27 protein-coding genes are annotated in these 26,526 nt (G+C 61.0%); 25 read left to right on the top strand and 2 right to left on the bottom strand.

The window, feature by feature from the left end; genetic code table 11:
* Positions 1-15: 15 nt before the first annotated feature.
* Positions 16-3,252: a ribonuclease E gene (gene rne / locus KVQ74_RS08630; protein ID WP_217830655.1), complete on the bottom strand. Its 3,237-nt coding sequence runs from the start codon at positions 3,250-3,252 to the stop codon at positions 16-18.
* Positions 3,253-3,952: 700 nt separating this feature from the next.
* Between rne and rluC the strand changes: the two genes are divergently transcribed.
* From rluC to KVQ74_RS08645, 3 genes are read left to right on the top strand one after another with little or no spacing between them, the layout of a single operon-like run.
* Positions 3,953-4,912, top strand: a complete 960-nt coding sequence (rluC, locus tag KVQ74_RS08635; RefSeq protein WP_217830656.1) for a 23S rRNA pseudouridine(955/2504/2580) synthase RluC — start codon at positions 3,953-3,955, stop codon at positions 4,910-4,912.
* A complete protein-coding gene (locus KVQ74_RS08640) occupies positions 4,899-5,561 on the top strand; it encodes an HAD-IA family hydrolase (RefSeq protein WP_217830657.1) in 663 nt (220 codons plus the stop codon). Before rluC ends, KVQ74_RS08640 begins: the two co-directional genes overlap by 14 nt.
* A 24-nt stretch (positions 5,562-5,585) precedes the next feature.
* Positions 5,586-6,575, top strand: coding sequence for a S49 family peptidase (locus KVQ74_RS08645; protein WP_217830658.1), 990 nt, complete (start codon positions 5,586-5,588; stop codon positions 6,573-6,575).
* Between the two features lie 48 nt (positions 6,576-6,623).
* On the opposite strand, the gene KVQ74_RS08650 is transcribed toward KVQ74_RS08645, so the two are convergent.
* Positions 6,624-7,202: a Maf family protein gene (locus KVQ74_RS08650; protein WP_217830659.1), complete on the bottom strand. Its 579-nt coding sequence runs from the start codon at positions 7,200-7,202 to the stop codon at positions 6,624-6,626.
* Between the two features lie 106 nt (positions 7,203-7,308).
* On the opposite strand from KVQ74_RS08650, the gene KVQ74_RS08655 reads away from it, so the two are divergent.
* The 22 genes from KVQ74_RS08655 to araG all read left to right on the top strand — a co-directional run bounded on the left by KVQ74_RS08655 (position 7,309) and on the right by araG (position 26,518).
* The gene (locus KVQ74_RS08655) at positions 7,309-7,836 is read left to right on the top strand and encodes a YceD family protein (RefSeq protein WP_217830660.1); all 528 of its coding nucleotides are present in this window, start codon (positions 7,309-7,311) and stop codon (positions 7,834-7,836) included.
* A 13-nt stretch (positions 7,837-7,849) separates the two neighbouring features.
* Positions 7,850-8,032, top strand: coding sequence for a 50S ribosomal protein L32 (gene rpmF, locus KVQ74_RS08660; protein WP_003179396.1), 183 nt, complete (start codon positions 7,850-7,852; stop codon positions 8,030-8,032).
* 4 nt (positions 8,033-8,036) lie between these two features.
* Entirely contained in the window at positions 8,037-9,047 is a 1,011-nt protein-coding gene (gene plsX, locus KVQ74_RS08665; RefSeq protein ID WP_262147884.1) for a phosphate acyltransferase PlsX, read from the top strand.
* Between the two features lie 125 nt (positions 9,048-9,172).
* On the top strand, positions 9,173-10,111 hold the full coding sequence (gene fabD, locus KVQ74_RS08670; RefSeq protein ID WP_217830661.1) for an ACP S-malonyltransferase: 939 nt from the start codon (positions 9,173-9,175) through the stop codon (positions 10,109-10,111).
* Between the two features lie 16 nt (positions 10,112-10,127).
* Complete coding sequence (gene fabG / locus KVQ74_RS08675) at positions 10,128-10,868, top strand: 3-oxoacyl-ACP reductase FabG (protein ID WP_217830662.1); 741 nt, start codon at positions 10,128-10,130, stop codon at positions 10,866-10,868.
* A gap of 196 nt (positions 10,869-11,064) precedes the next feature.
* Positions 11,065-11,301, top strand: coding sequence for an acyl carrier protein (gene acpP, locus KVQ74_RS08680; RefSeq protein ID WP_217830663.1), 237 nt, complete (start codon positions 11,065-11,067; stop codon positions 11,299-11,301).
* Between the two features lie 110 nt (positions 11,302-11,411).
* Positions 11,412-12,656, top strand: a complete 1,245-nt coding sequence (fabF, locus tag KVQ74_RS08685) for a beta-ketoacyl-ACP synthase II (protein WP_007908259.1) — start codon at positions 11,412-11,414, stop codon at positions 12,654-12,656.
* On the top strand, positions 12,656-13,471 hold the full coding sequence (gene pabC / locus KVQ74_RS08690) for an aminodeoxychorismate lyase (protein ID WP_217830664.1): 816 nt from the start codon (positions 12,656-12,658) through the stop codon (positions 13,469-13,471). The genes fabF and pabC overlap by 1 nt, the downstream gene beginning before the upstream one ends.
* A 3-nt stretch (positions 13,472-13,474) precedes the next feature.
* Positions 13,475-14,668 (top strand): endolytic transglycosylase MltG, encoded by a 1,194-nt coding sequence (gene mltG / locus KVQ74_RS08695; RefSeq protein WP_217830665.1) that lies wholly within the window; start codon positions 13,475-13,477, stop codon positions 14,666-14,668.
* Positions 14,669-14,687: 19 nt separating this feature from the next.
* A complete protein-coding gene (tmk, locus tag KVQ74_RS08700) occupies positions 14,688-15,320 on the top strand; it encodes a dTMP kinase (protein ID WP_217830666.1) in 633 nt (210 codons plus the stop codon).
* Entirely contained in the window at positions 15,313-16,296 is a 984-nt protein-coding gene (locus KVQ74_RS08705; protein ID WP_217830667.1) for a DNA polymerase III subunit delta', read from the top strand. Before tmk ends, KVQ74_RS08705 begins: the two co-directional genes overlap by 8 nt.
* A gap of 56 nt (positions 16,297-16,352) precedes the next feature.
* Complete coding sequence (locus KVQ74_RS08710) at positions 16,353-16,709, top strand: PilZ domain-containing protein (RefSeq protein WP_217830668.1); 357 nt, start codon at positions 16,353-16,355, stop codon at positions 16,707-16,709.
* A 14-nt stretch (positions 16,710-16,723) separates the two neighbouring features.
* Entirely contained in the window at positions 16,724-17,509 is a 786-nt protein-coding gene (locus KVQ74_RS08715) for a TatD family hydrolase (RefSeq protein ID WP_217830669.1), read from the top strand.
* 341 nt (positions 17,510-17,850) lie between these two features.
* Positions 17,851-18,489 carry a TetR/AcrR family transcriptional regulator gene (locus KVQ74_RS08720; protein WP_007950805.1) on the top strand — a complete coding sequence of 213 codons (639 nt, stop codon included), beginning with the start codon at positions 17,851-17,853 and terminating at the stop codon, positions 18,487-18,489.
* A 137-nt stretch (positions 18,490-18,626) separates the two neighbouring features.
* Entirely contained in the window at positions 18,627-19,595 is a 969-nt protein-coding gene (locus tag KVQ74_RS08725) for a GTP 3',8-cyclase MoaA (RefSeq protein ID WP_217830670.1), read from the top strand.
* Between the two features lie 170 nt (positions 19,596-19,765).
* Positions 19,766-20,371 carry a DUF4823 domain-containing protein gene (locus KVQ74_RS08730; protein WP_217830671.1) on the top strand — a complete coding sequence of 202 codons (606 nt, stop codon included), beginning with the start codon at positions 19,766-19,768 and terminating at the stop codon, positions 20,369-20,371.
* Positions 20,372-20,386: 15 nt separating this feature from the next.
* Positions 20,387-20,947: a DUF1285 domain-containing protein gene (locus KVQ74_RS08735; RefSeq protein WP_217830672.1), complete on the top strand. Its 561-nt coding sequence runs from the start codon at positions 20,387-20,389 to the stop codon at positions 20,945-20,947.
* A gap of 94 nt (positions 20,948-21,041) precedes the next feature.
* The gene (locus KVQ74_RS08740; protein WP_217830673.1) at positions 21,042-21,758 is read left to right on the top strand and encodes a FadR/GntR family transcriptional regulator; all 717 of its coding nucleotides are present in this window, start codon (positions 21,042-21,044) and stop codon (positions 21,756-21,758) included.
* A 54-nt stretch (positions 21,759-21,812) separates the two neighbouring features.
* Positions 21,813-22,688, top strand: a complete 876-nt coding sequence (locus KVQ74_RS08745) for an SMP-30/gluconolactonase/LRE family protein (protein WP_217830674.1) — start codon at positions 21,813-21,815, stop codon at positions 22,686-22,688.
* Positions 22,689-22,958: 270 nt separating this feature from the next.
* Complete coding sequence (locus tag KVQ74_RS08750; RefSeq protein ID WP_217830675.1) at positions 22,959-23,777, top strand: SDR family oxidoreductase; 819 nt, start codon at positions 22,959-22,961, stop codon at positions 23,775-23,777.
* A 144-nt stretch (positions 23,778-23,921) separates the two neighbouring features.
* A complete protein-coding gene (locus KVQ74_RS08755) occupies positions 23,922-24,926 on the top strand; it encodes a substrate-binding domain-containing protein (protein WP_217830676.1) in 1,005 nt (334 codons plus the stop codon).
* A gap of 56 nt (positions 24,927-24,982) precedes the next feature.
* A complete protein-coding gene (gene araG / locus KVQ74_RS08760; protein ID WP_217830677.1) occupies positions 24,983-26,518 on the top strand; it encodes an L-arabinose ABC transporter ATP-binding protein AraG in 1,536 nt (511 codons plus the stop codon).
* The last annotated feature ends 8 nt before the right edge of the window (positions 26,519-26,526 follow it).

Below are 26,526 nucleotides of genomic sequence, written 5' to 3' on the forward strand. Positions count from 1 at the left end.
TCATGGCTTCAGGAATCAGACCAGAGGTTTGGTCTCGTGTTCTTTTTCCTGGGCCTGTTCGTGATGCTCGACCGCGTCCTGAACGGAGCGCGGCGCTTCGGCGATCACCGCTTCAACCTGCGCCACTTCTTCGGCGACCGGGGCAGGGGCAGCCTCGACCACTTCGGCAACGGCTGGCTCGGCAACGACCGGAGCAGCAGCGGCAGCCAGTTCGGCTTCCTTCTGCAGGCGCTCGGCTTCACGCTTGCGGCGACGCACTTCACGCGGATCGTTCGGTGCGCGACCGTTTTCAGTCAGGGCGCTGACCGGTGCGGCCGGGGCCACTGGGGCCGGTGCTTCGGCAACCACTGGCGCTTCAACGACAGGCGCCGGAGCGGGTTCGGCGGCCACCACCACTGGCTCGGAAACCATGGCGTCTTCTACTGGAGCCTCAGCCACCGGGGCCGGGGTTTCAGCGACGGCCGGCTCGGCAGCCCAGTTGAATGTGGTCTGCTCTTCGCGAACTTCACGAACGGTTTCGGTCACGGTTTCAGCAACGGTTTCGACAACCGGTTCTGCAACAACGACGGGGGCTTCGGCAACCACGGCAGGTTCGGCGGCGACTTCAACCTGAGGCTGAGCTTCGCTGACCGGCGCTACTTCGATTTCCGGAGCAGTGGTCACTTCGACCGGCGAAGTGGCTTCAACGACCGGCGCTTCTGCTGGAGCGGATTCCAGCGTGGCGGCGGTGGCGCGTTCGGCTTGCTCGTTGGCCTGTGCTTCAGCCGGAGCACTGATCACGCTGCTGGCAACGGCGGCGGTAACCGCCAGGCCGGCAGCCAGGTCGGCAGTGCTCGGTGCGGCAGCGTCTTCGCCGGATTCGGACTCTTCCGAACCTTCGATCACGTTGCCGTTGGCATCACGCTGACGCTCGCGACGGTTGCTGCGGCGACGCTGACCACGGGAACGACGACGTGGACGATCGCCTTCGGCGTTCTCCGAACCGTCTTCCGACAGTTGCTCTTCGCCAGTGATCACTTCTTCTTCGGCAGCGGCAGCAGCGGCCTGTTCGGCACGCGGTTGACGTTCTTCGCGCGGAGGACGTGGCGCACGCTCTTCGCGTGGCTGACGGGCTGGACGCTCTTCAGCGGCGGCAGCAGCGGCAGCGGCGACTGGAGCAGCCGGAGCGGCGTCCAGTGGCTCGCGCAGTTCACGTACGCGTTCTTCACGCTCGCCACGTGGCTTGCGATCTTCACGCGGGGCGCGCGGTGCACGTTCTTCACGCGGAGCGCGTGGAGCGCGTTCTTCGCGAGCTACCGGTGCATCTTCACGGGTTTCACGCAGTTCACGGGCTTCGCGTGGCTGACGCTCTTCACGCGGCTCGCGTGGAGCGCGTTCTTCACGTGGGGCACGTTCTTCGCGCGGCTTGCGTTCTTCATCGCGGCGACCGTTACGGTTGCGGCTCTGCTGACGACCGTTGCGACGCTCTTCGTTACGGGCCGGACGCTCGGTGGCCGGTTTTTCAACCACAACCGGAGCGACGGGCTCTTCCTTGGAGGCGAACAGGCTGACCAGCGACTTCACCAGGCCTTTGAACAGGCTAGGCTCTGGCGCGGCGACCGGAGCAGCGACAGGTGCCGGAGCGGCTTCTTCGGTCGGTGCCGGAGCGTTGGCGCGTGCCGGAGCAGTCTTGACGGCGGCTTCCTGGCGAACCAGGGTGCGGGTCGCGGCGGCTGGCTGGGCTTCTTCAACCTCGGCAGCGGCAGCGGCGATCTCGTAGCTGGACTGGTTGTTGGCCGCTTCAGGGCTGTCATCGCGCAGGCGCTGAACTTCGAAATGCGGGGTCTCGAGGTGATCGTTCGGCAGAATGACGATACGTGCGCGGGTGCGCAGTTCGATCTTGGTGATCGAGTTGCGCTTTTCGTTGAGCAGGAACGCAGCAACCGGGATCGGCACTTGCGCGCGAACTTCGGCGGTGCGGTCTTTCAGGGCTTCTTCTTCGATCAGGCGCAGGATCGCCAGGGACAACGACTCGACGTCACGGATGATGCCGGTGCCGCTGCAGCGCGGGCAGACGATGCCGCTGCTTTCGCCCAGGGAAGGACGCAGGCGCTGACGGGACATTTCCAGCAGGCCGAAGCGCGAAATGCGGCCGATCTGCACGCGGGCGCGGTCGGCTTCCAGGCATTCGCGGACTTTTTCTTCCACGGCGCGCTGGTTCTTGGCCGGGGTCATGTCGATGAAGTCGATGACGATCAGGCCGCCGATGTCGCGCAGGCGCAACTGACGGGCGATTTCTTCGGCGGCTTCAAGGTTGGTCTGCAGGGCGGTTTCTTCGATGTCGCTGCCCTTGGTGGCGCGCGCCGAGTTGATGTCGATGGACACCAGGGCTTCGGTCGGATCGATGACGATGGAGCCGCCCGACGGCAGTTCGACGACGCGCTGGAACGCGGTTTCGATCTGGCTTTCGATCTGGAAGCGGTTGAACAGCGGAACGCTGTCTTCGTAGAGCTTGATCTTGCTGGCGTACTGCGGCATCACCTGGCGGATGAAGGTCAGGGCTTCGTCCTGGGCTTCGACGCTGTCGATCAACACTTCGCCGATGTCCTGGCGCAGGTAGTCGCGGATGGCGCGGATGATCACGTTGCTTTCCTGATAGATCAGGAACGGCGCGGAGCGATCCAGCGAAGCTTCTTTGATGGCGGTCCAGAGTTGCAGCAGGTAGTCGAGGTCCCACTGCATTTCTTCGCTGCTGCGACCAAGGCCGGCGGTGCGCACGATCAGGCCCATGTCGGCAGGTGCGACCAGGCCGTTCAGCGCTTCACGCAGTTCGTTGCGCTCTTCGCCTTCGATGCGGCGGGAGATGCCACCGGCGCGCGGGTTGTTCGGCATCAGCACGAGGTAGCGGCCGGCGAGGCTGATGAAGGTGGTCAGGGCTGCGCCCTTGTTGCCACGTTCTTCTTTCTCGACCTGGACGATGACTTCCTGGCCTTCGCTCAGGACTTCCTTGATGTTGACGCGGCCTTCAGGGGCTTTCTTGAAGTATTCGCGGGAGATTTCTTTGAGGGGCAGGAAGCCGTGGCGCTCGGAGCCGAAATCGACAAAGGCAGCCTCAAGGCTTGGTTCGATGCGAGTGATGCGGCCCTTGTAGATGTTGGCCTTCTTCTGCTCGCGTGCACCGGATTCGATATCCAGGTCGTAGAGGCGCTGGCCGTCTACCAGTGCAACACGCAACTCTTCGGGTTGAGTTGCGTTAATCAGCATTCTTTTCATGTAGTACCGTCGGTTTCCGGGCTGCCGGAAACGGCGTTCGGCACACACGACTTCTCACGGTCGGTGTCAGGTGCGTCGGGAGTGGTTGGCCAATCCCGTGTCCGGCGATGTCCGACCAGATGGGTCGGGACCGCGACGTACGCGTCCTGCTTGCTGTGGCTACATAAGCACTCAGTCAGGAGGAGGAATCAACCGGCGGCTGTGGACGAGATGAAGCGTCTTGATAAAGCCTATTGCTACACAGTCCAGCGGTTGTGCATCTCCACCCTACACGTATCCCTGATAATTCGGGTGCTGCCGCGCGCAGAATCCGCAGCGGGTTGGCATTTACCGTGAGCTCCGAAAGGGGAGGTCACGCATCATGGCTAATTTAGGCGGTGTTTCCGAAGATTTCGCTCGGGGTCATTCGCGACTGACTGCACTTTGTGAACTGGCCGTGAATATGAGCTCGCGCAGCGAGTGAAAACTCTGCTTTGCGGCGTGATTCAGGCCTCATGTCACCTGCGCTTGTTACAGCTGCAAACTCCACCGTTACGTAGCGAAAGCCCCGTAGGACGGCCTTGCGTCCTGGTGAATTGCGTTGGTCAGGGCCGGTTTTTGACCGTGGTTCCTCTGTCCAGGCCGCTTTTGGCGGCGTTCGCGACTATAGCAGCAATGATTAAGTGCTTCAATTCCATAAAAAATTGTTATCATCCGCGCCATGACGACTACTGCCCCCCCGACTTCCGGCGTTCAATTGCTTGAGGTCTCGCCGGAATATGCCGGCCAACGCATCGACAATTTCCTCCTCGCCCGGCTCAAAGGCGTGCCCAAGACCTTGATTTATCGCATTTTGCGCAAGGGCGAAGTGCGAGTGAACAAAGGTCGGATCAAGCCCGAATACAAGCTGCAGGCCGGCGATATCGTGCGCGTGCCGCCGGTTCGCGTGCCAGAGCGCGACGAGCCCGTGCCGGTCGCTCAGGGGCTGTTGCAGCGCCTGGAAGACTCGATTGTCTATGAAGACAAGGCGCTGATCGTGATCAACAAGCCGGCGGGCATTGCGGTTCACGGCGGCAGCGGGCTGAATTTCGGCGTGATCGAAGCCTTTCGTCAGTTGCGTCCCGACGCCAAGGAGCTGGAGCTGGTGCATCGCCTCGACCGCGATACCTCCGGCCTGCTGATGATCGCCAAGAAGCGCAGCATGTTGCGCCACCTGCACGAGCAGTTGCGCGGCGACGGTGTCGACAAACGCTACATGGCGCTGGTTCGCGGCCATTGGGCGACTTCGATCAAGCAAGTCAACGCGCCGCTGCTCAAGAGCAACCTGCGTTCCGGCGAACGCATGGTCGAAGTCAACGACGAGGGCAAAGAGGCACTCACCGTGTTCAAGGTGCTGCGTCGTTTCGGCGAGTTCGCGACCATGGTCGAGGCCAAACCGGTGACCGGTCGTACTCACCAGATTCGCGTGCACACCCTGCACGCCGGGCATTGCATTGCTGGTGACAGCAAGTACGGCGATGACGATTTCAGCAAGGAAATCCGCGACCTGGGCGGTAAGCGCCTGTTCCTGCACGCCTACATGCTGACCGTGCCTCTGCCGGACGGCGGCAAGCTCAACCTGCAGGCGCCGGTGGACGAAATGTGGGCCAAGACTGTGGAGCGCCTCAGTGCAGCACCCTGATTACAAACTGCTGATTTTCGATTGGGACGGCACCCTGGCTGATTCCATTGGTCGGATTGTCGACGCGATGCATTCGGCCTCCGGGCGCTCCGGTTTCGAGTTGCGCGATGATTTTGCCGTCAAAGGCATTATCGGTCTGGGTTTGCCTGAGGCGATCCGCACGTTGTATCCCGAGATCAGTGATGCGGAAATGGTCGCTTTTCGCGAGTATTACGCGGATCACTACATCGCTGCCGAAGCCGTGCCTTCGCCGTTGTTCGAGGGCGTGGTCGAGTCGATGGCGTCCTTTCGCGAGCAGGGGTATCACCTGGCTGTCGCGACCGGCAAGAATCGTCGCGGACTGGATCGGGTGCTCAAGGCCAATGGCTGGGAAGATTATTTCGATATCACCCGTGCCGCCGATGAAACCGCGAGCAAGCCGCACCCGCTGATGCTGGAGCAGATCCTCGCGCATTGCGGTGTGCGTGCCGAGCAGGCGCTGATGGTCGGGGATTCGTCCTTTGATCTGTTGATGGCGCGCAATGCGGGCATGGGCTCGGTGGCGGTGAGTTACGGCGCACAGTCGATTGACTCGCTGCAGCAGTTCGAGCCGCGTCTGTCGATTGACCGTTTTTCCGAATTGCATGCCTGGCTGGCGCAGCAGGCCTAATACGATTTTGCTGGGGTGGATGGCATGACCGACGAATGGAAAGCACCGGCCAAGGCAAGTGCCGACGACGGTGACGCGAAAAGCTGGAAGCTGTTGGAAAAGACGCTGCTGGCGGGTGTGCAGGAGCAGCGGCGCTCGCGGCGTTGGGGGATTTTCTTCAAGCTGCTGACGTTTGTTTATCTGTTTGTTGCGCTGATCCTGTTCACGCCGTTGATGGACATGGAAAAAAGCGCCACCCGTGGCCCCAATTACACCGCGCTGATCGATATCAACGGCATGATCGCCGACAAGGAGCCGGCCAGCGCCGACAATATCGTCGGCAGCTTGCGGGCGGCCTTCGAGGACAAGAAGGTCAAGGGCGTGATCCTGCGCATCAACAGCCCGGGCGGCAGTCCGGTGCAGTCCGGCTACGTGTATGACGAGATCAAGCGTCTGCGCGGGTTGAACCCGGATACCAAGCTGTATGCGGTGATTTCCGATCTGGGTGCTTCCGGTGCTTATTACATTGCCAGCGCGGCGGATCAGATCTACGCCGACAAGGCGAGCCTGGTGGGTTCGATTGGTGTGACGGCGGCCGGTTATGGCTTTGTCGGCACCATGGAGAAGCTGGGTGTCGAGCGCCGCACCTACACCTCTGGCGAGCACAAATCGTTCCTCGATCCGTTCCAGCCGCAGAAGCCTGAAGAAACCGCGTTCTGGCAGAGCGTGCTGGATACCACGCACAAGCAGTTCATCAATAGCGTCAAGCAGGGTCGTGGCGATCGCCTCAAGGACAAGGAGCATCCGGAGCTGTTCTCCGGGCTGGTCTGGTCCGGCGAACAAGCGCTGCCGCTGGGCTTGATCGATGGTCTGGGCAATGCCAGTTCGGTGGCGCGTGACGTTATCGGCGAGAAGGAACTGGTCGACTTTACCGTTCAGGAGTCGCCGTTCGACCGCTTCTCGAAGAAGCTGGGGGCCAGCGTCGCCGAGCAACTGGCGATGTGGATGGGGTTCCACGGGCCGTCGTTGCGCTGAGTGTCGTTGCTATAAGAAAACCGGCCTTGATGGCCGGTTTTTTGTGAGTCAGGGAATTTGCACGCCTTCGGCCAGCAGCATGTCGATCAGGCGGATCAGCGGCAGGCCGATCAGGCTGGTGGCGTCCGGGCCTTCAGTGGCTTGGAACAGGCTCACGCCAAGACCTTCGGCCTTGAAGCTGCCGGCGCAGTCGTAGGGTTGTTCGGCGTGCAGGTAGCGTTCGACGCGTGCTTCGTCCAGTGTGCGCATGTGTACGGTAAACGGCACGCAGTCGACCTGGCAGGCCCCGCTCTGGCTGTTGAGCAGGGCGACGCCCGTCAGGAAGGTGACGCTGGCGCCGCTGGCGGCCAGCAACTGTTCGCGGGCCTTGTCGAAGGTGTGCGGTTTGCCGATGATCCGGTTGCCGAGCACGGCCACTTGATCCGAGCCGATGATCAAATGTGCCGGGTGGCTGGCGGCAAGGGCCCTGGCTTTTTGTTCGGCGAGGCGTTTGACCAGCTCGATTGCCGGCTCGCCCGGGCGATGGCTTTCGTCGATGTCCGGTGAGCTGCAGACGAACGGCAAACGCAAGCGGCTGAGCAATTCCCGACGATAGGTCGAGCTTGAAGCGAGTAATAAAGGCAGCATTCGCATCTCCTGAGGCAGGTGGCGGATTCTAGCGGAGGCTTGCAAGTGACGGACAGGGCACAATTTCCTTTGACATGGGTGGGTGCATCCCTATAATGCTGCGCCTATGTTGAATGACCCGATTCCACCTCACGTTGACCCGCGCAAATTGGCTGACCGTGGCACCACCCTTCAAGGTGAACTGCTGCTGGCCGATTTGAAGAGACTCTGCGACCCGCTTTCCGACGATGTCGGTACGGTGCAGGCGAAACTTGTTTTTGAACGAGATGAACGTAAATCTGTGGTGATCCACAGCTTTATCGACACCGAAGTCAAAATGGTTTGCCAGCGTTGTCTTGAGCTGGTCACCCTGCCGATCCACAGCGAATGCAGTTACGCCGTGGTGAAGGAGGGTGCGAATACCCAGTCGATACCGAAAGGTTATGACGTGCTGGAACTGGGCGAAGATCCTTTGGATCTGCAGTCACTGATCGAGGAGGAGCTTCTGCTCGCCTTGCCCATTGTGCCTGCTCATCATCCGGAAGAATGCCAGCAGCCGGCGGGAGCAGATGAACCCGAACCGAGCGAGGACGAGGTAACGCGGTCCAACCCGTTCAGTGTATTGGCGCAGTTAAAGCGTGACCCAAACGTTTAGGAGTTAATCAATTATGGCTGTTCAGCAGAACAAAAAATCCCGCTCTGCCCGTGACATGCGCCGTTCGCACGACGCTCTCGAGGCTAGCACCCTGTCTGTAGAAAAAACCACTGGTGAAGTTCACCTGCGTCACCACGTATCGCCAGAAGGCGTATACCGTGGCCGTAAAGTGATCGACAAGGGCGCTGACGAGTAATCACTTGTCCGCTCAAGTCATCGCGATTGACGCAATGGGCGGGGACTTCGGTCCCCGCAGCATTGTTCAGGCCAGCCTTGCTTGCCTTTCTGCTACGCCCTCGCTGCACCTGGCCCTCGTCGGTCAACCCTCCCTTCTTGAAGAATTGATCACCGGCCAATCGGCTGCCGATCGCGCGCGTCTGACGATCGTGTCGGCGTCCGAAGTCATCACCATGGACGAAAAACCTGCCCAGGCCCTGCGTGGCAAGCCGGATTCGTCAATGCGTGTCGCACTTGAGCTGTTGCGTGACGGCAAGGCTCAGGCCTGTGTCAGCGCCGGCAATACCGGTGCGTTGATGGCCTTGTCGCGATTTGTCCTCAAGACCCTTCCAGGCATCGACCGGCCGGCGATGGTCGCGGCGATTCCCACTCAAAAAGGCTATTGCCAGTTGCTCGATCTCGGCGCCAACGTCGATTGCAGTGCCGAGCATCTGTTGCAATTCGCGGTGATGGGGTCGGTGGCCGCGCAGACGCTGGGTATTGTTCGCCCGCGTGTGGCGCTGCTGAACATCGGCACCGAGGACATCAAGGGCAATCAGCAAGTCAAGCTGGCTGCGACGCTGTTGCAGGCGGCTCGTGGCATCAACTACGTCGGTTTCGTCGAGGGTGACGGGCTGTACCGTGGTGAAGCTGACGTGGTGGTTTGCGACGGGTTCGTCGGCAACATCCTGCTCAAATCCAGCGAAGGCCTGGCGACGATGATTGCCGCGCGCATCGAGGCGCTGTTCAGGAAAAACCTTGCCTCCCGTGCCGTGGGAGCGCTGGCTTTGCCTTTGATGAAGCGTTTGCAGGCGGATCTGGCGCCGGCGCGACACAACGGCGCGAGCTTTCTCGGATTGCAGGGAATTGTGGTGAAAAGCCACGGTTCTGCTGGCGTCCAGGGCTTTCAGAGTGCCATTCAGCGGGCGTTGATCGAGATTCAGGAGAATCTTCCCGAGCGTCTTCACGGCCGTCTGGAGGATTTGTTGTCTTAGGCGTTTTCGTCGGACAATGCTTAAATGTGACCGCCCGGTTCAAAGGGCCATCCAACTGTCAGTTTCTTGCGTCCCCAGGACGGGACGTCAATTCTCCGACGACAAGATCATTAGGGGCTTGTTACATGTCTGCTTCCCTCGCATTCGTCTTTCCAGGACAGGGTTCGCAGTCCCTCGGCATGCTGGCCGAGCTGGGCGCGCAATATCCGCTGGTCCTCGAAACTTTCAAAGAAGCATCCGATGCTCTGGGTTATGACCTGTGGGCACTGACCCAGCAGGGGCCGGAAGAGCTGCTCAACCAAACCGATAAAACCCAACCGGCCATTCTGACCGCCTCGATCGCCCTGTGGCGCCTGTGGCTGGCTGAAGGTGGCGCGCGCCCGGCCTTCGTCGCCGGTCACAGCCTGGGTGAGTACAGCGCCCTGGTGGCGGCTGGCAGCCTGAGCCTGGCAGACGCGGTGAAGCTCGTCGAGCGCCGTGGCCAGTTGATGCAGGAAGCGGTTCCGGCCGGGCAGGGCGGCATGGCTGCCATCCTCGGTCTGGAAGACGCCGACGTGCTGGCTGCCTGCGCCGAAGCGGCGCAGGGTGAAGTGGTCAGCGCCGTCAACTTCAACTCCCCGGGCCAGGTGGTTATCGCCGGTGCCAAGGCGGCGGTTGATCGTGCGATCGAAGGCTGCAAGGCGCGTGGCGCCAAGCGTGCGATGCCGTTGCCGGTGAGCGTGCCGTCGCACTGCGAGCTGATGCGTCCGGCCGCCGAACGCTTTGCCGAATCCATTGCTGCCATCGACTGGCAGGCGCCGCAGATCCCTGTGGTCCAGAACGTCAGCGCCCAGGTGCCGGCGGATCTGGAAACCCTCAAGCGTGATCTGCTCGAACAACTGTACAAGCCAGTACGCTGGGTCGAATCCGTACAGACCCTGGCCGCCAAGGGCGCGTCCAGTCTGGTCGAGTGCGGTCCTGGCAAAGTGCTGGCCGGTCTGAACAAACGCTGCGCCGAAGGCGTATCGACTTCCAACCTCAATACCCCAGATGCCTTCGCTGCCGCTCGCGCAGCGCAGGCCTGAATCAGGAGAAGCTTGCATGAGTCTGCAAGGTAAAGTTGCACTGGTCACCGGCGCGAGCCGTGGTATCGGCCAGGCTATCGCACTGGAACTGGGTCGTCAGGGTGCCATCGTCGTTGGCACCGCGACCTCCGCTTCGGGCGCCGAGCGCATTGCCGCAACCCTGAAAGAACACGGTATCCAGGGCACTGGCCTGGAACTCAACGTCACCAGCGACGAGTCGGTCAGCGCTGTACTGGCGAGCATTCAGGAGCAGTTCGGCGCGCCGGCGATCCTGGTCAATAATGCCGGCATCACCCGCGATAACCTGATGATGCGCATGAAAGACGACGAATGGTACGACGTGATCGATACCAACCTGAACAGTCTGTATCGCCTGTCCAAGGGCGTTCTGCGTGGCATGACCAAGGCGCGCTGGGGTCGAATCATCAGTATCGGCTCGGTGGTGGGTGCCATGGGCAACGCAGGCCAAGTAAACTACGCAGCCGCCAAGGCCGGTCTGGAAGGTTTCAGCCGGGCAATGGCGCGTGAGGTCGGTTCGCGTGCGATTACGGTCAACTCGGTAACCCCAGGGTTTATCGACACCGATATGACCCGCGAACTGCCTGAGGCACAGCGTGAAGCCTTGCAGACGCAGATTCCGCTGGGGCGTCTGGGACAAGCTCAAGAGATCGCATCCGTGGTCGCTTTTCTTGCGTCCGACGCTGCGGCATACGTGACCGGAGCTACAATCCCGGTGAACGGCGGGATGTACATGTAAGTAAAATGTGACGGATTGCTTCAAAAAAATGTCATACGAGCTGTCTAAAATCCGTTATAAAGCTGCAATCTATTTATAGGCAGAGGGCTGCCGGGTCTGGGGAACGAAGCTTTCAGTTGAAAAGCTGAAAAGCCTTTCTATACACTTACCCACTGGCCAGCTGCCTGAATTTGTCCATTAGGAGTGAAAACAAGGTATGAGCACCATCGAAGAGCGCGTCAAGAAAATCGTTGCCGAGCAACTGGGTGTTAAAGAAGAAGAAGTGATCAACACTGCTTCCTTCGTTGAAGACCTGGGTGCCGACTCCCTTGACACCGTTGAGCTGGTGATGGCTCTGGAAGAGGAATTCGAGACCGAAATCCCTGACGAAGAAGCTGAGAAGATCACTACTGTACAAGCTGCAATCGACTACGTTACTAGCCACCAGGGCTAATAGTTTGTAATCGTTGTTTGCTGTCATGGAAAAAACCGCACTGCCATCATGGCGTGCGGTTTTTTCTTTAGGCCTGATGCAAAGTCGTCATTTGAAAAAAGGAGAGTGCTGTGTCGCGTAGACGCGTCGTAGTCACCGGTATGGGTATGTTGTCGCCACTGGGCACGGATGTGCCGAGCAGTTGGCAGGGCATTCTGGCTGGCCGCAGTGGCATTGGTCTGATCGAACACACCGACCTTTCTGCCTATTCCACCCGCTTCGGCGGCTCGGTGAAGGGCTTCAATGTCGAGGAATACCTGTCGGTCAAGGAAGCACGCAAGCTCGACCTGTTCATTCAGTACGGTCTCGCTGCGGGTTTTCAAGCGGTTCGCAACGCCGGTCTGGAAGTTACCGACGCCAACCGTGAGCGCATTGGCGTGGCCATGGGTTCGGGTATCGGCGGTCTGACCAACATCGAAGAAACCAGCCGTACGCTGCATGAGACTGGCCCGCGACGGATTTCTCCGTTCTTCGTGCCTGGCTCGATCATCAATATGATTTCCGGTTTCCTGTCCATCCATCTGGGTGCACAGGGGCCTAACTACGCCATCGCCACGGCGTGTACCACCGGTACGCACTGCATCGGCATGGCGGCGCGCAACATCATGTACGACGAAGCCGACGTGATGATTGCCGGCGGCGCGGAAATGGCCGCGTGCGGTCTGGGCATGGGTGGCTTCGGTGCCTCTCGTGCGCTGTCGACCCGCAACGACGAGCCGACCCGTGCCAGCCGTCCATGGGACAAGGGCCGTGACGGTTTTGTGCTGTCCGACGGTGCCGGTGCCCTGGTGCTCGAAGAGCTCGAGCACGCCAAGGCTCGCGGCGCGACCATTTATGCCGAGCTGATCGGCTTCGGCACCAGTGGCGACGCGTTTCACATGACTTCGCCACCTGCCGACGGCGCCGGTGCTGCACGCTGTATCACCAATGCACTGCGCGACGCGAAGATCAACGTCGATCAGGTGCAATACATCAACGCCCACGGCACCTCGACCCCGGCCGGCGACCTCGCCGAAGCCAACGCGATCAAGTCGGTGTTCGGTGATCACGCCTATAAACTGGCGGTCAGCTCCACCAAGTCGATGACCGGCCACCTGTTGGGTGCGGCGGGCGCGGTCGAGGCGATCTTCAGCGTGCTGGCGATCAACAGCCAGGTGGCACCACCGACCATCAACCTCGATGAGCCGGATGAAGGCTGCGATCTCGATTTCGTGCCGCACACCGCGCGCAACATGGACATCGATGTCGTGTTGTCGAACTCCTTCGGGTTTGGCGGCACCAACGGCACGTTGGCGTTCCGTCGGTTCGCCGGCTGATGGACTGCTGGGTCGACGGTCAACCGGCTGACGCTCTGTCGCTGAAAGATCGCGGCCTGGCTTACGGCGATGGTCTGTTCGAGACCATCGCCGTGCGTGGCGGTCAGCCATTGCTGCTGGATCGTCATCTGATCCGATTGGCCGACGGCTGTTCGCGCCTGGCCATCGCGGCCGATATCGAGCTGATTCGCGCCGAGCTGCAATCCTATGCCGCGGCCATGGGCGAAGGTGTGCTCAAGCTCATCCTCACCCGTGGCGACGGCTTGCGCGGTTATGCGCCGGATCCTTCGGCGCAGGGCCGGCGCATCCTGCAAGGCAATCCCCCCGCCGCTTACCCGGCCGCCCATGGCGAGCAGGGCATTCGGCTGTTTCCGTGCGCGACGCGCCTGTCCGTTCAGCCGTTGCTGGCCGGCCTGAAACACTTGAATCGTCTGGAACAAGTCCTCGCCCGTGCCGAATGGCAGGACAGCGAGCACGCCGAAGGCTTGATGCTCGATCAGGCTGGTCGGGTGATCGAGGGCGTGTTCAGTAATCTGTTTCTGGTGCGCGACGGTGTGCTGGTCACGGCGGATCTGAAGTGCTGCGGCGTGGCCGGTGTGATGCGCGCCGAAATATTGTTTCAGGCCGAGTCATTGGCAATCCCCGTACAAATCACCGACATCAGCCTCGATCAACTGCAATGGGCCGATGAAGTCTTCGTCTGCAACAGCGTGTACGGCATCTGGCCGGTACGCGCCTGTGCTGCACTGCACTGGCCGGTTGGCCCGCTCACCCGTAAACTGCAAACCATTGCCCGCACGCTACTGGATGCTTGATTCGTGAGACGTAAACTTTTGCTGCTGCTGGAAACCGGACTGGTTCTGGCAGGGCTGCTGCTGGGCGCCAGCGCCTGGAAGATCCATTCGGCGCTGGAGCAGCCACTGAACATCACGCAGGAAGAACTGCTGGATGTGCCCAAGGGGTCGACTCCGACCCGTACTTTCCTCGGACTTGAATCGGATGGCGTCATCAAGGACGCCTTCTGGCTGCGGGTCTATTGGCGCTTCAATCTGGCCGGCACGCCGATTCACAGCGGCGAATACCGCATGCAGCCGGGCATGACCGTCAACGGTCTGATCGAGTTGTGGAAGCGTGGCGACGTGGTTCAGTACAGCCTGACGCTGGTCGAAGGCTGGAACTTCCATCAGGTGCGCGCCGCTTTGGCCAAGGATGAAAAAGTCGAGCAGACCCTCAACGGTCTGAGCGACAGTGAAGTGATGGAGAAGATCGGCCATCGCGGCCTGTTCCCGGAAGGGCGTTTCTTCCCGGACACCTATCGCTTCGTACGCGGCGTGTCTGACGTCGAGTTGCTGAAGAAGGCGTTCGACCGCCTTGACGAAGTGCTGGCCAAAGAGTGGGAAAAACGTTCCGCCGATGCGCCGTACACCGAACCCTATCAGGCGCTGATCATGGCCTCGCTGGTGGAGAAGGAAACCGGCGTGCCTCAGGAGCGGGGGCAGATTGCCGGTGTGTTCGTTCGACGCATGGCGCTGGGCATGCAATTGCAGACCGACCCGACCGTGATCTACGGTCTGGGTGATCGCTACAACGGCAAGCTGACCCGCGCCCATCTCAAGGAAGCGACACCGTACAACACCTACGTGATTCCGGGGCTGCCGCCGACGCCGATTGCCATGGTCGGTCGCGAGGCGATTCACGCGGCCCTCAACCCGGTGGAAGGCAACAGCCTGTACTTCGTCGCCCGTGGCGATGGCAGCCATGTGTTCTCCGACGATCTGGATGCGCACAATAATGCGGTGCGCGAGTTCCAGCTCAAGCGACGCGCGGATTACCGCTCCAGCCCGGCGCCAGCGACGGCACCGGGAGCTGCTCCGGCCGCCGAAGAGGCGATTCCTGCCGCATCGCCCGATACCGCGCCGGACGCGTTGCCGCAGGTTCCCGCCCAGGACCCGGCACCGGCTCCGCAGGCCGCACCCGATCCGGAAGCGGCCGCCCCGCAAAACGCGCAATGACTTTGACTAAGGACTGCCTGTGACTGGCTTGTTTATTACCCTGGAAGGCCCGGAAGGCGCCGGCAAGAGCACCAACCGCGAGTACCTCGCCGAGCGCCTGCGCGCCGCCGGTCTCGAAGTGGTGCTGACCCGCGAGCCCGGTGGTACGCCGCTGGCCGAGCGCATTCGTGAAGTGCTGCTGGCACCGGTTGACGAGGTCATGAACCCGGACACCGAGCTGCTGTTGGTCTTCGCCGCCCGCGCCCAGCATCTTGCCGAGGTGATCCGCCCGGCACTGGCCCGTGGCGCCGTGGTGTTGTGTGACCGTTTCACCGATTCGACCTACGCCTATCAGGGCGGCGGTCGCGGTTTGTCGCTGGAACGGATCGCCGCACTGGAGACTTTCGTGCAGGGTGATCTGCGTCCGGATCTGACGCTGATTTTCGATCTGCCGGTGGAAATCGGCCTCGCCCGGGCCAGTGCCCGTGGTCGCCTGGACCGTTTCGAGCTGGAAGGCCGGGCGTTTTTCGAGGCGGTGCGCAGTGCCTTCCTCAAGCGTGCCGAAGCTGATCCGGCGCGCTATGTGCGGATCGACGCCGGTCAACCGCTGGCGCAGGTCCAGCAATCGCTCGACGGGCTGTTGCCGCGATTGCTGGAGCTGAGCCGTGGCTGAGGCCTACCCGTGGCAGGCCAGCCTCTGGCAGCAACTGGCCGGGCGTAGCCAGCACGCGCACGCCTATCTGCTGCACGGACCCGCCGGGATCGGCAAGCGTGCGCTGGCCGAGCGTCTGATGGCCAGCCTGCTGTGCCAGCGTCCGACACCGGACGCCTGCGGCGAGTGCAAATCCTGCCTGCTGCTCAAGGCCGGCAGCCATCCGGATAACTACATCCTCGAACCGGAAGAGGCGGACAAGGCGATCAAGGTCGATCAGGTGCGCGATCTGGTCAGTTTCGTGGTGCAGACCGCGCAGCTGGGCGGGCGCAAGGTCGTACTGATCGAGCCGGTGGAGTCGATGAACATCAACGCCGCCAACGCCTTGCTCAAGAGTCTTGAGGAGCCTTCCGGCAATACCGTGCTGCTGCTGGTCAGTCACCAGCCGAGCCGGCTGTTGCCGACCATCAAGAGCCGCTGCGTGCAGCAGGCCTGTCCGTTGCCGGGTGAGGCCATGAGCCTGGAGTGGCTGGCGCAGGCGCTGCCGGAATGTTCCGTCGAGGAGCGTGTCGAACTGCTGACCCTGGCCGCCGGATCGCCACTGGCTGCCGTCGACCTGCAGGCCCAGGGCGTGCGCGAGCAGCGGGCGCAGGTGGTGGAAGGGGTGAAAAAACTGCTCAAGCAGCAGCAATCGCCGACGCAGCTGGCCGAAGAATGGAAAACGATTCCGATGCTGCGGCTGTTCGACTGGTTCTGTGACTGGTCGAACCTGATCCTGCGTTATCAACTGACGCAGGATGAAGCGGGCCTTGGCCTGGCCGACATGCGCAAGGTCGTGCAGTATCTGGCGCAGAAAAGCGCTCAGGGCAAGGTACTCGATATTCAGGACTGGATTCTCGCCCAGCGCCAGAAGGTCTTGAGCAAGGCCAACCTCAATCCGGCGTTGCTGCTGGAGGCGCTGTTGGTGCAATGGGTGGGGCTGCCAGGCCAGAGGTAGATGCCCCAAAACAACGATGTGTGCCTAGACTCTGAAGATCAGCAGTGGAGGTCAACATGAATGAACCCATCGGCCCAGGGCCGCGCAACGGCATTTTGTCCCTGACCATCAAGGACAAGTCCGTGCTTTACGCCGCTTATATGCCGTTCATCAAGAATGGCGGTCTGTTCATCCCGACCAACAAGAGCTACAAGTTGGGCGATGAGGTGTTCATGCTGCTGAACCTGATGGAGGAAGCGGAAAAGATTCCTGTCGCCGGCAAGGTGGCCTGGATCACCCCCAAGGGTGCCCAGGGCAACCGCGCTGCCGGTGTCGGCGTGCAATTCAACGATGGCGACAACACCGCCCGCAGTCGCATCGAAACTCATCTGGCCGGAGCCCTGAAGTCCGACCGTCCCACTCATACGATGTAAGTTGCCGTGTTTTTATGCTCGTAGATTCCCATTGTCACCTTGATCGCCTCGACCTTGCCGCCCATGACGGTTCCCTGGATGCCGCGCTCGACGCCGCGCGCGGGCGCGGAGTAGGGCACTTCCTGTGTATCGGCGTCAGCGCCGACAACGCCGCCGAGGTCAAGGCCCTGGCCGAGCGTTACGACGATGTCGATTGCTCTGTCGGCGTGCATCCGCTGGATGTGCAGCCGGGCGCGGCCCCTGCGCTGGATTGGCTGTTGCACGAACTCAATCACCCGAAAGTGGTGGCGATCGGTGAAACCGGCCTGGATTATCACTACGAGCCGGAAGCCGCCGAATTGCAGCAGGCGTCGTTTCGCCTGCACCTGCAAGCGGCGCAGCAGACCGGCAAACCGGTGATCATCCACACCCGTGGTGCCCGCGCCGATACCCTTGAGTTGCTGCGCGAAGCCGCGTTGCCCCAGGCCGGTGTGCTGCATTGCTTCACCGAAGACTGGGAGATGGCCAAGGCTGCGCTGGATATGGGTTATTACATTTCCCTGTCGGGAATCGTCACGTTCCGCAATGCCGATGCCTTGCGCGATGTGGCAAGCAAGGTTCCGGCGGATCGCCTGCTGGTGGAAACCGATTCGCCTTACCTCGCGCCGATCCCTTATCGCGGCAAACCGAACCTGCCGCAGTACGTGCGGGAAGTGGCAGAGTTTCTGGCGATGCTGCGTGGCGTGCCTTATGACCGGTTCGCCGAACAGACGACGCAGAATTTCAGGCGCCTGTTTCCGCTGGCGCACGTAAAGCCCTGAATCGCAGGCAAAAAAAACCCGGGTTCTGGGGGGTGAATCCGGGTTAAGACCATTAGGAGTAAAACAAAGGCACGCGGTCCCTTGGTACCTTTATCGGCGCGGCACTTGGGGGAGATGCCGCCCGACAGTTCAAGTATTGATCAGTCTGGCGTTCAGTCCAGTTAGCCGGTCGGGGTTTTTAAACAAATTTGGAATACGTTCGCTTCAGTTGAGTTCTCATTCACGGGCAAACGTTCGTGAAATGAACGAGAAGTACAGATATGGTCGGATGTTCCGTGCATTTTTGCGTAAGTTAGGCATAATACGCGGCTTCGAATTTTGACCCCTACAGACCTTTTCTTATGCACAAAGAACCTCGTAAGGTCCGTGAGTTTCGTCGCCGCGAGCAAGAAATTCTCGATACCGCGCTCAAGCTGTTCCTCGAACAAGGTGAAGACAGTGTCACCGTCGAGATGATTGCTGATGCCGTGGGTATCGGCAAAGGCACGATCTACAAGCACTTCAAGTCCAAGGCGGAAATCTATCTGCGCCTGATGCTCGATTACGAGCGCGACTTGAACGAGCTGCTGCATTCGGCCGATGTCGACAAGGACAAGGAAGCCCTGTCCCGTGCCTACTTCGAATTCCGCATGCGCGACCCGCAACGCTATCGCCTGTTCGACCGCCTGGAAGAGAAAGTGGTCAAGGGCAACCAGGTGCCAGAGATGGTCGAAGAGCTGCACAAGATCCGTGCCTCGAACTTCGAACGCCTGACCCTGCTGATCAAGGGCCGCATCAGCGAAGGCAAGCTGGAAGACGTGCCGCCGTACTTCCACTACTGCGCTTCCTGGGCGTTGGTGCACGGCGCGGTGGCGCTGTATCACTCGCCGTTCTGGAGCAATGTGCTGGAAGATCAGGAAGGTTTCTTCCAGTTCCTGATGGACATCGGCGTGCGCATGGGCAACAAACGCAAGCGCGACCCCGAAACGCCGAGCAGCTGAACCATTCAGTTGCCTTATTGCGCCATGTTTTCGCTACATGACGCAGTACCGCAGGAATATACTCAGGCATAGGGCTTGCTAAAACTTGATTTGTGAGTCAAGTTTTAGCGGCTCGATTTCCTTTCGCCGGAGTGATCATGATCGTTGACCGTCAAGGCAGGCGTTTTCGCAATTTGCGGATCAGTCTGACTTCCGCCTGCAACTACGCTTGTACCTACTGCGTGCCCAACGGCAAGCGGTTGGTGGCTGCGCAGGATGAGCTGTCGGCCGAAGCCATGGCACGCGGCGTTGCCTACCTGATCGAAGCGGCTGGTATCGAGCGTCTGCGCATCACCGGCGGTGAACCGCTGGTCAGCCCCAAACTCGAATCGTTCATGACCGCCGTCGGCCAGATGGGCCTGGAAGACATCAGCCTGACCACCAACGGTCAACTCCTCGGCAAAAAACTTCCGCTGTTGGTGGATGCCGGTCTGCGCCGGATCAACGTTTCCCTCGATACCCTGGATGCCGGCGCGTTCCGCAGCATCGCCCGTGGTGGTGACCTGGCGACCGTGCTCGACAGCATGGATCAGGCCTCGGCGGCGGGGATGAAGATCAAGGTCAACATGGTGCCGTTGCGCGGGCAGAACCTCGATCAGGTGATGCCGCTGCTCGATTACTGCCTTGAGCGGGGCTACGAGCTGCGCTTCATCGAGCTGATGCGCATGGGCCACCTGGCCAAGGACTCCAACGCCTTCCTGCAGCAGTTCGTCAGCCTTGAGCAATTGCTCGGCCTGATCGGCGAGCGTTACGAGTTCGCGCAGACCGACGCCCCGGTGGACGCCACCGCCGTACGTTATGCGATTCCCGGCCTGGGCAATTTCGGCGTGATCGCCAACGAAAGCGTGCCGTTCTGCCGCACCTGCTCGCGGTTGCGTCTTTCCTCCACCGGATGGCTGCACGGCTGTCTGTCGTCGAGCAACCGCCACTATGTCGGTGATCTGCTCGACAAGCCGCGTCATCAGGCGTTGCCGGCGTTGCAGCGATTGCTGGTCAAGGCGCTGGGGGACAAGCAGGAAGTGGCGTTCTCCGGCGGTGCGACGGTGATGAAGATCATCGGCGGTTGATCAATCGCCTTCGCGAGCAAGCCCGCTCCCACAGACTCTGTATCCGGGTCCGTGGGGGCGGGCTTTTTTGCGAATGCCGTCTCTGAGTCCGCCATATTCCCGAGCTGGCGCAAAAGCTGCATCCAACGGCCATTCGCCGGTTTTCCGTCACCGGCTTCTGGAGGATGAGGATGCGTAGCCTGGTTTTGCTGCTGGCCGTTTTGGCGCTTGGCGGCTGCATGAATGTCAGCGATATGGCCGAAGGCACTCGCTATCACATGAGCGACGCGGGGCTGCTGGATCACAGCGACAGCCGCCGTGTGAACAACCTGCGCATTCAGCCGGATTCGTTCATTTATATCGCCCAGGGTTCATTCGCGCCGCCGGGTGGTTCCTATCCCCGGCCCAACGTGGTGGCCGAAGAAGCCTTCAAGGGTTTTGTCGAATATTTCCCGATGGTCCGCCGCGCCCGTGCGCCGGAAGGTCTTGACCAGGCGATGGGCGAAGCCCGCGACGCCGGTGCCCATTACCTGCTTTACACGCGTTTCGCCAAGGCTGACGACCGCATCGGCAACTCTGACGAGTGGCTCGATCAGGAAGCCGTGGATCGCCTGGGCATCGATGGCGGGGTGATTCAGATCATGTTGATCGAGACCAGCACCCAGTATTTGATCGATACTGCACGGATCAAGAGTCGTGGCGGTTTACTGACGTTCCATGACAACAAGCCAGAAGACCTGATCGGCCCGCCGCTGGAGCAATACGCGCGCAGTCTGCTGGGCATCAGCGACCAATAATCCGGAGAGAACGCCATGAGTGGCCCGCAAAAAGCCAATGACCTGCTGGGACAGATCCCGAAGACCAAAGGCCTGCCGCCGGTACACCTGTGGAATCCGGATTTCTGTGGCGACATCGACATGCGCATCGCCCGGGACGGCACCTGGTATTACCTGGGTACGCCGATCGGGCGCAAGCCGATGGTCAAACTGTTCTCCACCATCATCCGTCGTGACGGCGATGACTATTTCCTGATCACCCCGGTCGAGAAAGTCGGGATCAAGGTCGACGATGCGCCGTTCGTGGCGATTGCCGTGGACGTTGAAGGCGAGGGTGAGACGCAGGTGTTGCGCTTCACCACCAACGTCGACGAAACCACCGAGGCCGGCGTTGAACATCCGATCCGTGTGGAAATCGACCCTGACACCCAGGAGCCGGCGCCCTACGTGCATGTGCGCAGCAACCTTGAAGCGCTGATCCACCGCAATGTGTTCTACCAATTGGTGGAGCTGGCGGTCAGTCGCGAACTCGACGGCCAGCGCTGGCTTGGCGTGTGGAGCGGCGGCGAGTTCTTCCGCATTGGCCTCGAACCCTGATCCCACATTTCTTGTAGGGTTCGAAAATCTGATTTGACTCTCAATCGTATGATGATTAGCGTGGACACCCATCGCGAACGGCTTTGAGGTGCCCATGTCCAGCAGCTTTCATGCATCAACGGTCGACTGGCTGGGCGGCTGGATTGCCGCCGGCCAGGTCAAGCCGGGGCAGGCCATCAAGGTCGAGGCGGACCTGGGTGAGCAACTGGGCGTCAGCCGCACGGTGATTCGCGAAGCCATCAAGACCCTGGTCGCCAAAGGCATGCTCGAAGTCGGGCCGAAGGTCGGCACCCGCGTGCTGCCGGTGCGGCGCTGGAACCTGTTCGATCCGCAGGTGGTCGGCTGGTTGTCGCGCAGCGGTTTGCCGGAAAACTTCGTCGATGACCTGCTCGACCTGCGCCGCACCATTGAGCCGATGGCCGTGCGCTGGGCCTGCGAACGTGCCACCGTCGAGCAGGTGCAAGCGGTGCAGCAGGCTTACCATGCGCTGGAGCGGGCAGTGGACAGCGGCATTGATTACAACCGCGCCGACCAGTTCTTCCACGAATGCATTCTTGCCGCCAGCCACAACCAATTCATCGAGCAAATGGTGCCGGCCCTCGGCGCGCTGCTGGCAGTGTCGTTCGAAGTTTCCGCCGCCGATCCCGATGAATTGCGCCGCACCTTGCCGATCCACAAAGACATGGCCGACGCCATCGCCGCCCGGGATGCCGCGCGTGGGGTATGGGCCTGCATGACCCTGATCGATAACGCGGACCTGGCGATCAAACGCTTTTACCCGCAAGTCCGGGCCGACAAAAAAGCCAGCTAGGACCACCGATTCTGCTCCCACAGTAAAAACAACAAGAACAATCAAGGAGGTTGCATGACATCGACCGCAGTGACCCAACACCGGGCGCAACTCGGTGAAGGCCCGTTCTGGGACGCGCCGACCCAGGCGTTGTATTGGGTGGATATCGCCGGCCGCCAGGCCCTGCGCCTGATCGGCCAGAACGTGCAGATCTGGCAGATGCCGGAGCACGTTTCGGCTTTCATTCCGTGTGCCAGCGGCGATGCCCTGGTGACCCTGAGCAGCGGTGTCTATCGGCTGGATCTCGACTCCCCGGGCCTCGAACCTCGGCTGACGCTGTTCTGCATCGCCGACCCACAACCCGGCAACCGCCCCAACGAAGCACGTTGCGATGCCCGGGGCCGGTTATGGCTGGGCACCATGCAGAACAACATCGGCGAGCAGGGCGAGGATCTGCCGGTCGTCCGGCGTTCCGGCGGCTTGTTCCGCATTGACCCCGACAAACGGGTCACGCCGTTGCTGCGTGGCCTGGGCATTCCCAACACGCTGCTGTGGAGCGACGACGGCACTACGCTGCTGTTCGGCGACAGCCTCGACAGCACGTTGCACCGCTATTTCATTCATACCGACGGCAACCTCGACAGCGCCCGTGTCTGGTATGGGCCGGATCAGAACGGTGGCCCGGACGGTTCGGCGATGGATACCGAAGGCTTTGTATGGAATGCCCGTTGGGACAGTGGCTGCCTGCTGCGCCTGACGCCGGAAGGCAAGGTCGACCGGCGGATCGATCTGCCGATCAGCCGTCCCACCAGTTGCGTGTTCGGCGGGGAAGATCTGAAAACCCTGTACATCACCAGTGCCAAGAGTCCGCACAACCATCCGCTGGATGGCGCCGTGCTGTCGCTGCGGGTCGATGTTGCAGGAAAACTCTGTACGCGATTTGCTGATTAAATCCCAAAATATGGGATGCAAAATTATATATTGAGATTATTTGGCGGTCGGGTTTATAGTCGGCTCCAGCAGTAACACGCACTCACACTTAAAAAGAACAAAACAGGTGAAGTGATGCAGCGAATTTCCATCGCACTCCCTTGCGGAGCCAGCGCTTCGGGCCGTTCCAGTGCCGTCGCGGCTTCGTGCCTGTTTGTTCTTGAAGCCTTGCAGACCGGTCATCGTCAGATGCCCGGTCTTTTTTGTGCCTGCAAACAGGAGTTTTGACCCATGGCCGAACCTCTTTCCCTGCCACCGGTGCCTGCACCGCCGAAGGGTGAGCGACTGAAAAATAAGGTCGTGCTGCTGACTGGCGCTGCCCAGGGTATTGGCGAGGCGATCGTCGCGGCTTTCGCTTCACAGCAGGCCAGACTGGTGATCAGCGATATCCAGGGTGACAAGGTCGAAAAGGTCGCCGCCCACTGGCGCGAGCAGGGCGCGGATGTGCAGGCGCTCAAGGCTGACGTGTCGTCCCAGCAGGATCTGCACGCCATGGCGCGACTGGCCGTTGAGCGCCATGGCCGCATCGATGTGCTGGTCAATTGCGCCGGGGTCAACGTGTTCCGCGATCCGCTGGAAATGACCGAAGAAGACTGGCGCCGCTGCTTCGCCATCGACCTCGACGGTGCGTGGTACGGCTGCAAGGCTGTGCTGCCGCAGATGATCGAACAAGGCATTGGCAGCATCATCAACATTGCCTCGACCCATTCCTCCAACATCATTCCCGGCTGCTTCCCGTACCCGGTGGCCAAGCACGGTCTGCTCGGGCTGACCCGTGCGCTGGGCATCGAATATGCGCCCAAGGGTATTCGGGTCAACGCGATCGCACCGGGCTATATCGAAACCCAGCTCAACGTCGATTACTGGAACGGTTTCGCCGACCCCCATGCTGAACGTCAGCGTGCCCTGGATCTGCATCCGCCTCGGCGCATCGGCCAGCCGATTGAAGTGGCGATGACGGCGGTTTTCCTGGCCAGCGACGAAGCGCCGTTTATCAATGCCTCGTGCATCACCATCGATGGTGGCCGCTCGGTGCTGTACCACGACTGATCGCATGGAATTCCAGGCGCCGTGGTCCGTCTGAAATTCAATCATCATACGATATGACTATTTTGTGATAGATAACCGGAACACCCTCAGAACGCTTTAACGCTTTTCAAATAATGCTCAAGAAAAATAACAAGGAGTCTGTTTATGAAACGTCGTTTCGCCATTCGTACCCTGTGCAGCGCCGCGCTGGCGGTTACTGCATTCAGCCTGAGCGGTTCGCTGCTGGCCGCCGATCCGGTGAAGATCGGTTTCCTGGTCAAGCAGGCGGAAGAGCCGTGGTTCCAGACGGAATGGGCCTTTGCTGAAAAAGCGGCCAAGGACAAAGGCTTCGAACTGATCAAGATTGCCGTTCCGGATGGCGAGAAAACCCTCTCGGCCATCGACAGCCTGGCGGCCAACGGCGCCAAGGGCTTCGTGATCTGCCCGCCGGACGTCTCCCTCGGCCCGGCGATCATGGCCAAGGCCAAGCTCAATGACCTCAAAGTGATTGCTGTGGACGACCGTTTTGTCGATGCCAGCGGCAAGTTCATGGAAGACGTGCCGTACCTCGGCATGGCCGCGTTCGAGGTCGGTCAGAAGCAGGGCGCCGCCATGGCCGCCGAAGCGAAAAAGCGTAACTGGGACTGGAAAGACACCTACGCGGTGGTCAACACCTATAACGAACTCGATACCGGCAAGAAGCGCACCGACGGCTCGGTCAAGGCGCTGGAAGACGCTGGCATGCCAAAGGAACACATCCTGTTCTCGGCACTGAAAACCCTCGATGTGCCGGGCAGCATGGACGCCACCAACTCGGCACTGGTGAAACTGCCGGGCGCGGCGAAAAACCTGATTATCGGTGGCATGAACGACAACACCGTGCTCGGTGGTGTGCGCGCCACGGAAGCCGCCGGGTTCGCGGCGGCCAACGTGATCGGCATCGGTATCAACGGCACCGACGCCATCGGCGAACTGAAGAAGCCCAACAGCGGTTTCTACGGGTCGATGCTGCCGAGCCCGCACATCGAGGGCTATAACACCGCGAGCATGATGTACGAGTGGATCACCACCGGCAAAGAGCCGCCGAAGTACACCGCCATGGATGACGTCACGCTGATCACCCGCGACAACTTCAAGCAGGAACTGGAAAAGATCGGCCTGTGGAACTGATGGCTGCGACGGCCCGGGCAACCGGGCCGTTGGATCAGAGTGAAGAGGTGGCTTAAATGCACGCGCAAGTACAGACACACGAATACGGCCTTCTGCGTTTCAACGGGATCGGCAAGACCTTTCCCGGCGTGAAAGCGCTGGATGGCATCAGCTTCGTCGCCCATCCGGGGCAGGTTCACGCCTTGATGGGCGAGAACGGCGCCGGCAAATCGACCCTGCTGAAAATCCTCGGCGGCGCCTACATCCCCAGCAGCGGCGAATTGCAGATCGGCGAGCGGACGATGGCGTTCAAGTCCACCGCCGACAGTATCGCCAGCGGCGTCGCGGTGATTCACCAGGAGCTGCATCTGGTGCCGGAAATGACCGTGGCCGAGAACCTGTTTCTCGGTCATCTGCCGGCCAGTTTCGGCCTGATCAATCGCGGCACGCTGCGTCAGCAGGCGCTGGCGTGCCTCAAGGGATTGGCGGATGAGATCGACCCGCAGACCAAGGTCGGACGCCTGTCTCTCGGTCAGCGGCAACTGGTGGAAATCGCCAAGGCGTTGTCCCGTGGCGCCCATGTGATTGCCTTTGACGAACCGACCAGCAGCCTGTCGGCGCGGGAGATCGATCGTTTGATGGCGATCATCGGCCGCCTGCGCGACGAGGGCAAAGTCGTGCTGTACGTGTCCCACCGCATGGAAGAAGTGTTCCGCATCTGCGACGCCGTGACCGTGTTCAAGGACGGTCGCTACGTGCGCACTTTCGACGACATGAGCCAGTTGACCCACGATCAACTGGTGACCTGCATGGTCGGCCGCGACATCCAGGACATCTACGATTACCGCAGCCGTCCGCGCGGCGCGGTGGCGCTCAAGGTCGATGGCCTGCTCGGGCCGGGACTGCGCGAGCCGATCAGTTTCGAGGCGCACAAGGGCGAGATTCTGGGCTTGTTCGGGCTGGTCGGGGCAGGGCGCACCGAGCTGTTCCGCCTGCTCAGCGGTCTGGAACGCAACAGCGCCGGACGCCTGGAGCTGCGTGGTCATGAGCTGAAGCTGCGCTCGCCGCGCGACGCGATTGCCGCAGGGATTCTGCTGTGCCCGGAGGATCGCAAGAAGGAGGGCATCATTCCTCTGGCCAGTGTCGCCGAGAACATCAACATCAGCGCCCGCAGCGCGCATTCCGGGCTCGGTTGCCTGCTGCGCGGGATCTGGGAAAAGGGCAACGCCGAGAAACAGATCAAGGCCCTGAAAGTGAAAACGCCCCACGCCGGGCAACAGATCAAGTTCCTTTCCGGCGGTAATCAGCAGAAGGCCATTCTCGGGCGCTGGCTGTCGATGCCGATGAAGGTCTTGCTGCTCGACGAGCCGACCCGAGGCATCGACATCGGCGCCAAGGCCGAGATCTACCAGATCATCCACAACCTGGCCGCCGAGGGTATTTCGGTGATCGTGGTGTCCAGCGACCTGATGGAAGTCATGGGCATTTCCGACCGCATTCTGGTGCTGTGCGAAGGTGCCCTGCGCGGCGAAGTCAGCCGTGACCAGGCCAATGAATCCAACCTGCTGCAACTGGCTTTGCCGCGCCAACGCGCCAGCGGCGTGGCGAACTGAGAGGTGAC

This window comes from Pseudomonas botevensis (genome assembly GCF_019145475.1).
Lineage (GTDB): Bacteria > Pseudomonadota > Gammaproteobacteria > Pseudomonadales > Pseudomonadaceae > Aquipseudomonas > Aquipseudomonas botevensis.

Coding starts and splice junctions, on each gene's coding strand:
- KVQ74_RS08750 (WP_217830675.1), top strand. CDS start 22,959: ATGGCCGAACCTCTTTCCCTGCCACCGGTGCCTGCACCGCCGAAGGGT.
- KVQ74_RS08645 (WP_217830658.1), top strand. CDS start 5,586: ATGACCGACGAATGGAAAGCACCGGCCAAGGCAAGTGCCGACGACGGT.
- fabG (WP_217830662.1), top strand. CDS start 10,128: ATGAGTCTGCAAGGTAAAGTTGCACTGGTCACCGGCGCGAGCCGTGGT.
- KVQ74_RS08655 (WP_217830660.1), top strand. CDS start 7,309: ATGTTGAATGACCCGATTCCACCTCACGTTGACCCGCGCAAATTGGCT.
- KVQ74_RS08725 (WP_217830670.1), top strand. CDS start 18,627: ATGATCGTTGACCGTCAAGGCAGGCGTTTTCGCAATTTGCGGATCAGT.
- pabC (WP_217830664.1), top strand. CDS start 12,656: ATGGACTGCTGGGTCGACGGTCAACCGGCTGACGCTCTGTCGCTGAAA.
- araG (WP_217830677.1), top strand. CDS start 24,983: ATGCACGCGCAAGTACAGACACACGAATACGGCCTTCTGCGTTTCAAC.
- KVQ74_RS08735 (WP_217830672.1), top strand. CDS start 20,387: ATGAGTGGCCCGCAAAAAGCCAATGACCTGCTGGGACAGATCCCGAAG.
- KVQ74_RS08730 (WP_217830671.1), top strand. CDS start 19,766: ATGCGTAGCCTGGTTTTGCTGCTGGCCGTTTTGGCGCTTGGCGGCTGC.
- rne (WP_217830655.1), bottom strand. CDS start 3,252: ATGAAAAGAATGCTGATTAACGCAACTCAACCCGAAGAGTTGCGTGTT.
- KVQ74_RS08755 (WP_217830676.1), top strand. CDS start 23,922: ATGAAACGTCGTTTCGCCATTCGTACCCTGTGCAGCGCCGCGCTGGCG.
- KVQ74_RS08710 (WP_217830668.1), top strand. CDS start 16,353: ATGAATGAACCCATCGGCCCAGGGCCGCGCAACGGCATTTTGTCCCTG.
- KVQ74_RS08745 (WP_217830674.1), top strand. CDS start 21,813: ATGACATCGACCGCAGTGACCCAACACCGGGCGCAACTCGGTGAAGGC.
- KVQ74_RS08740 (WP_217830673.1), top strand. CDS start 21,042: ATGTCCAGCAGCTTTCATGCATCAACGGTCGACTGGCTGGGCGGCTGG.
- KVQ74_RS08650 (WP_217830659.1), bottom strand. CDS start 7,202: ATGCTGCCTTTATTACTCGCTTCAAGCTCGACCTATCGTCGGGAATTG.
- KVQ74_RS08720 (WP_007950805.1), top strand. CDS start 17,851: ATGCACAAAGAACCTCGTAAGGTCCGTGAGTTTCGTCGCCGCGAGCAA.
- fabD (WP_217830661.1), top strand. CDS start 9,173: ATGTCTGCTTCCCTCGCATTCGTCTTTCCAGGACAGGGTTCGCAGTCC.
- rluC (WP_217830656.1), top strand. CDS start 3,953: ATGACGACTACTGCCCCCCCGACTTCCGGCGTTCAATTGCTTGAGGTC.
- KVQ74_RS08715 (WP_217830669.1), top strand. CDS start 16,724: ATGCTCGTAGATTCCCATTGTCACCTTGATCGCCTCGACCTTGCCGCC.
- acpP (WP_217830663.1), top strand. CDS start 11,065: ATGAGCACCATCGAAGAGCGCGTCAAGAAAATCGTTGCCGAGCAACTG.
- rpmF (WP_003179396.1), top strand. CDS start 7,850: ATGGCTGTTCAGCAGAACAAAAAATCCCGCTCTGCCCGTGACATGCGC.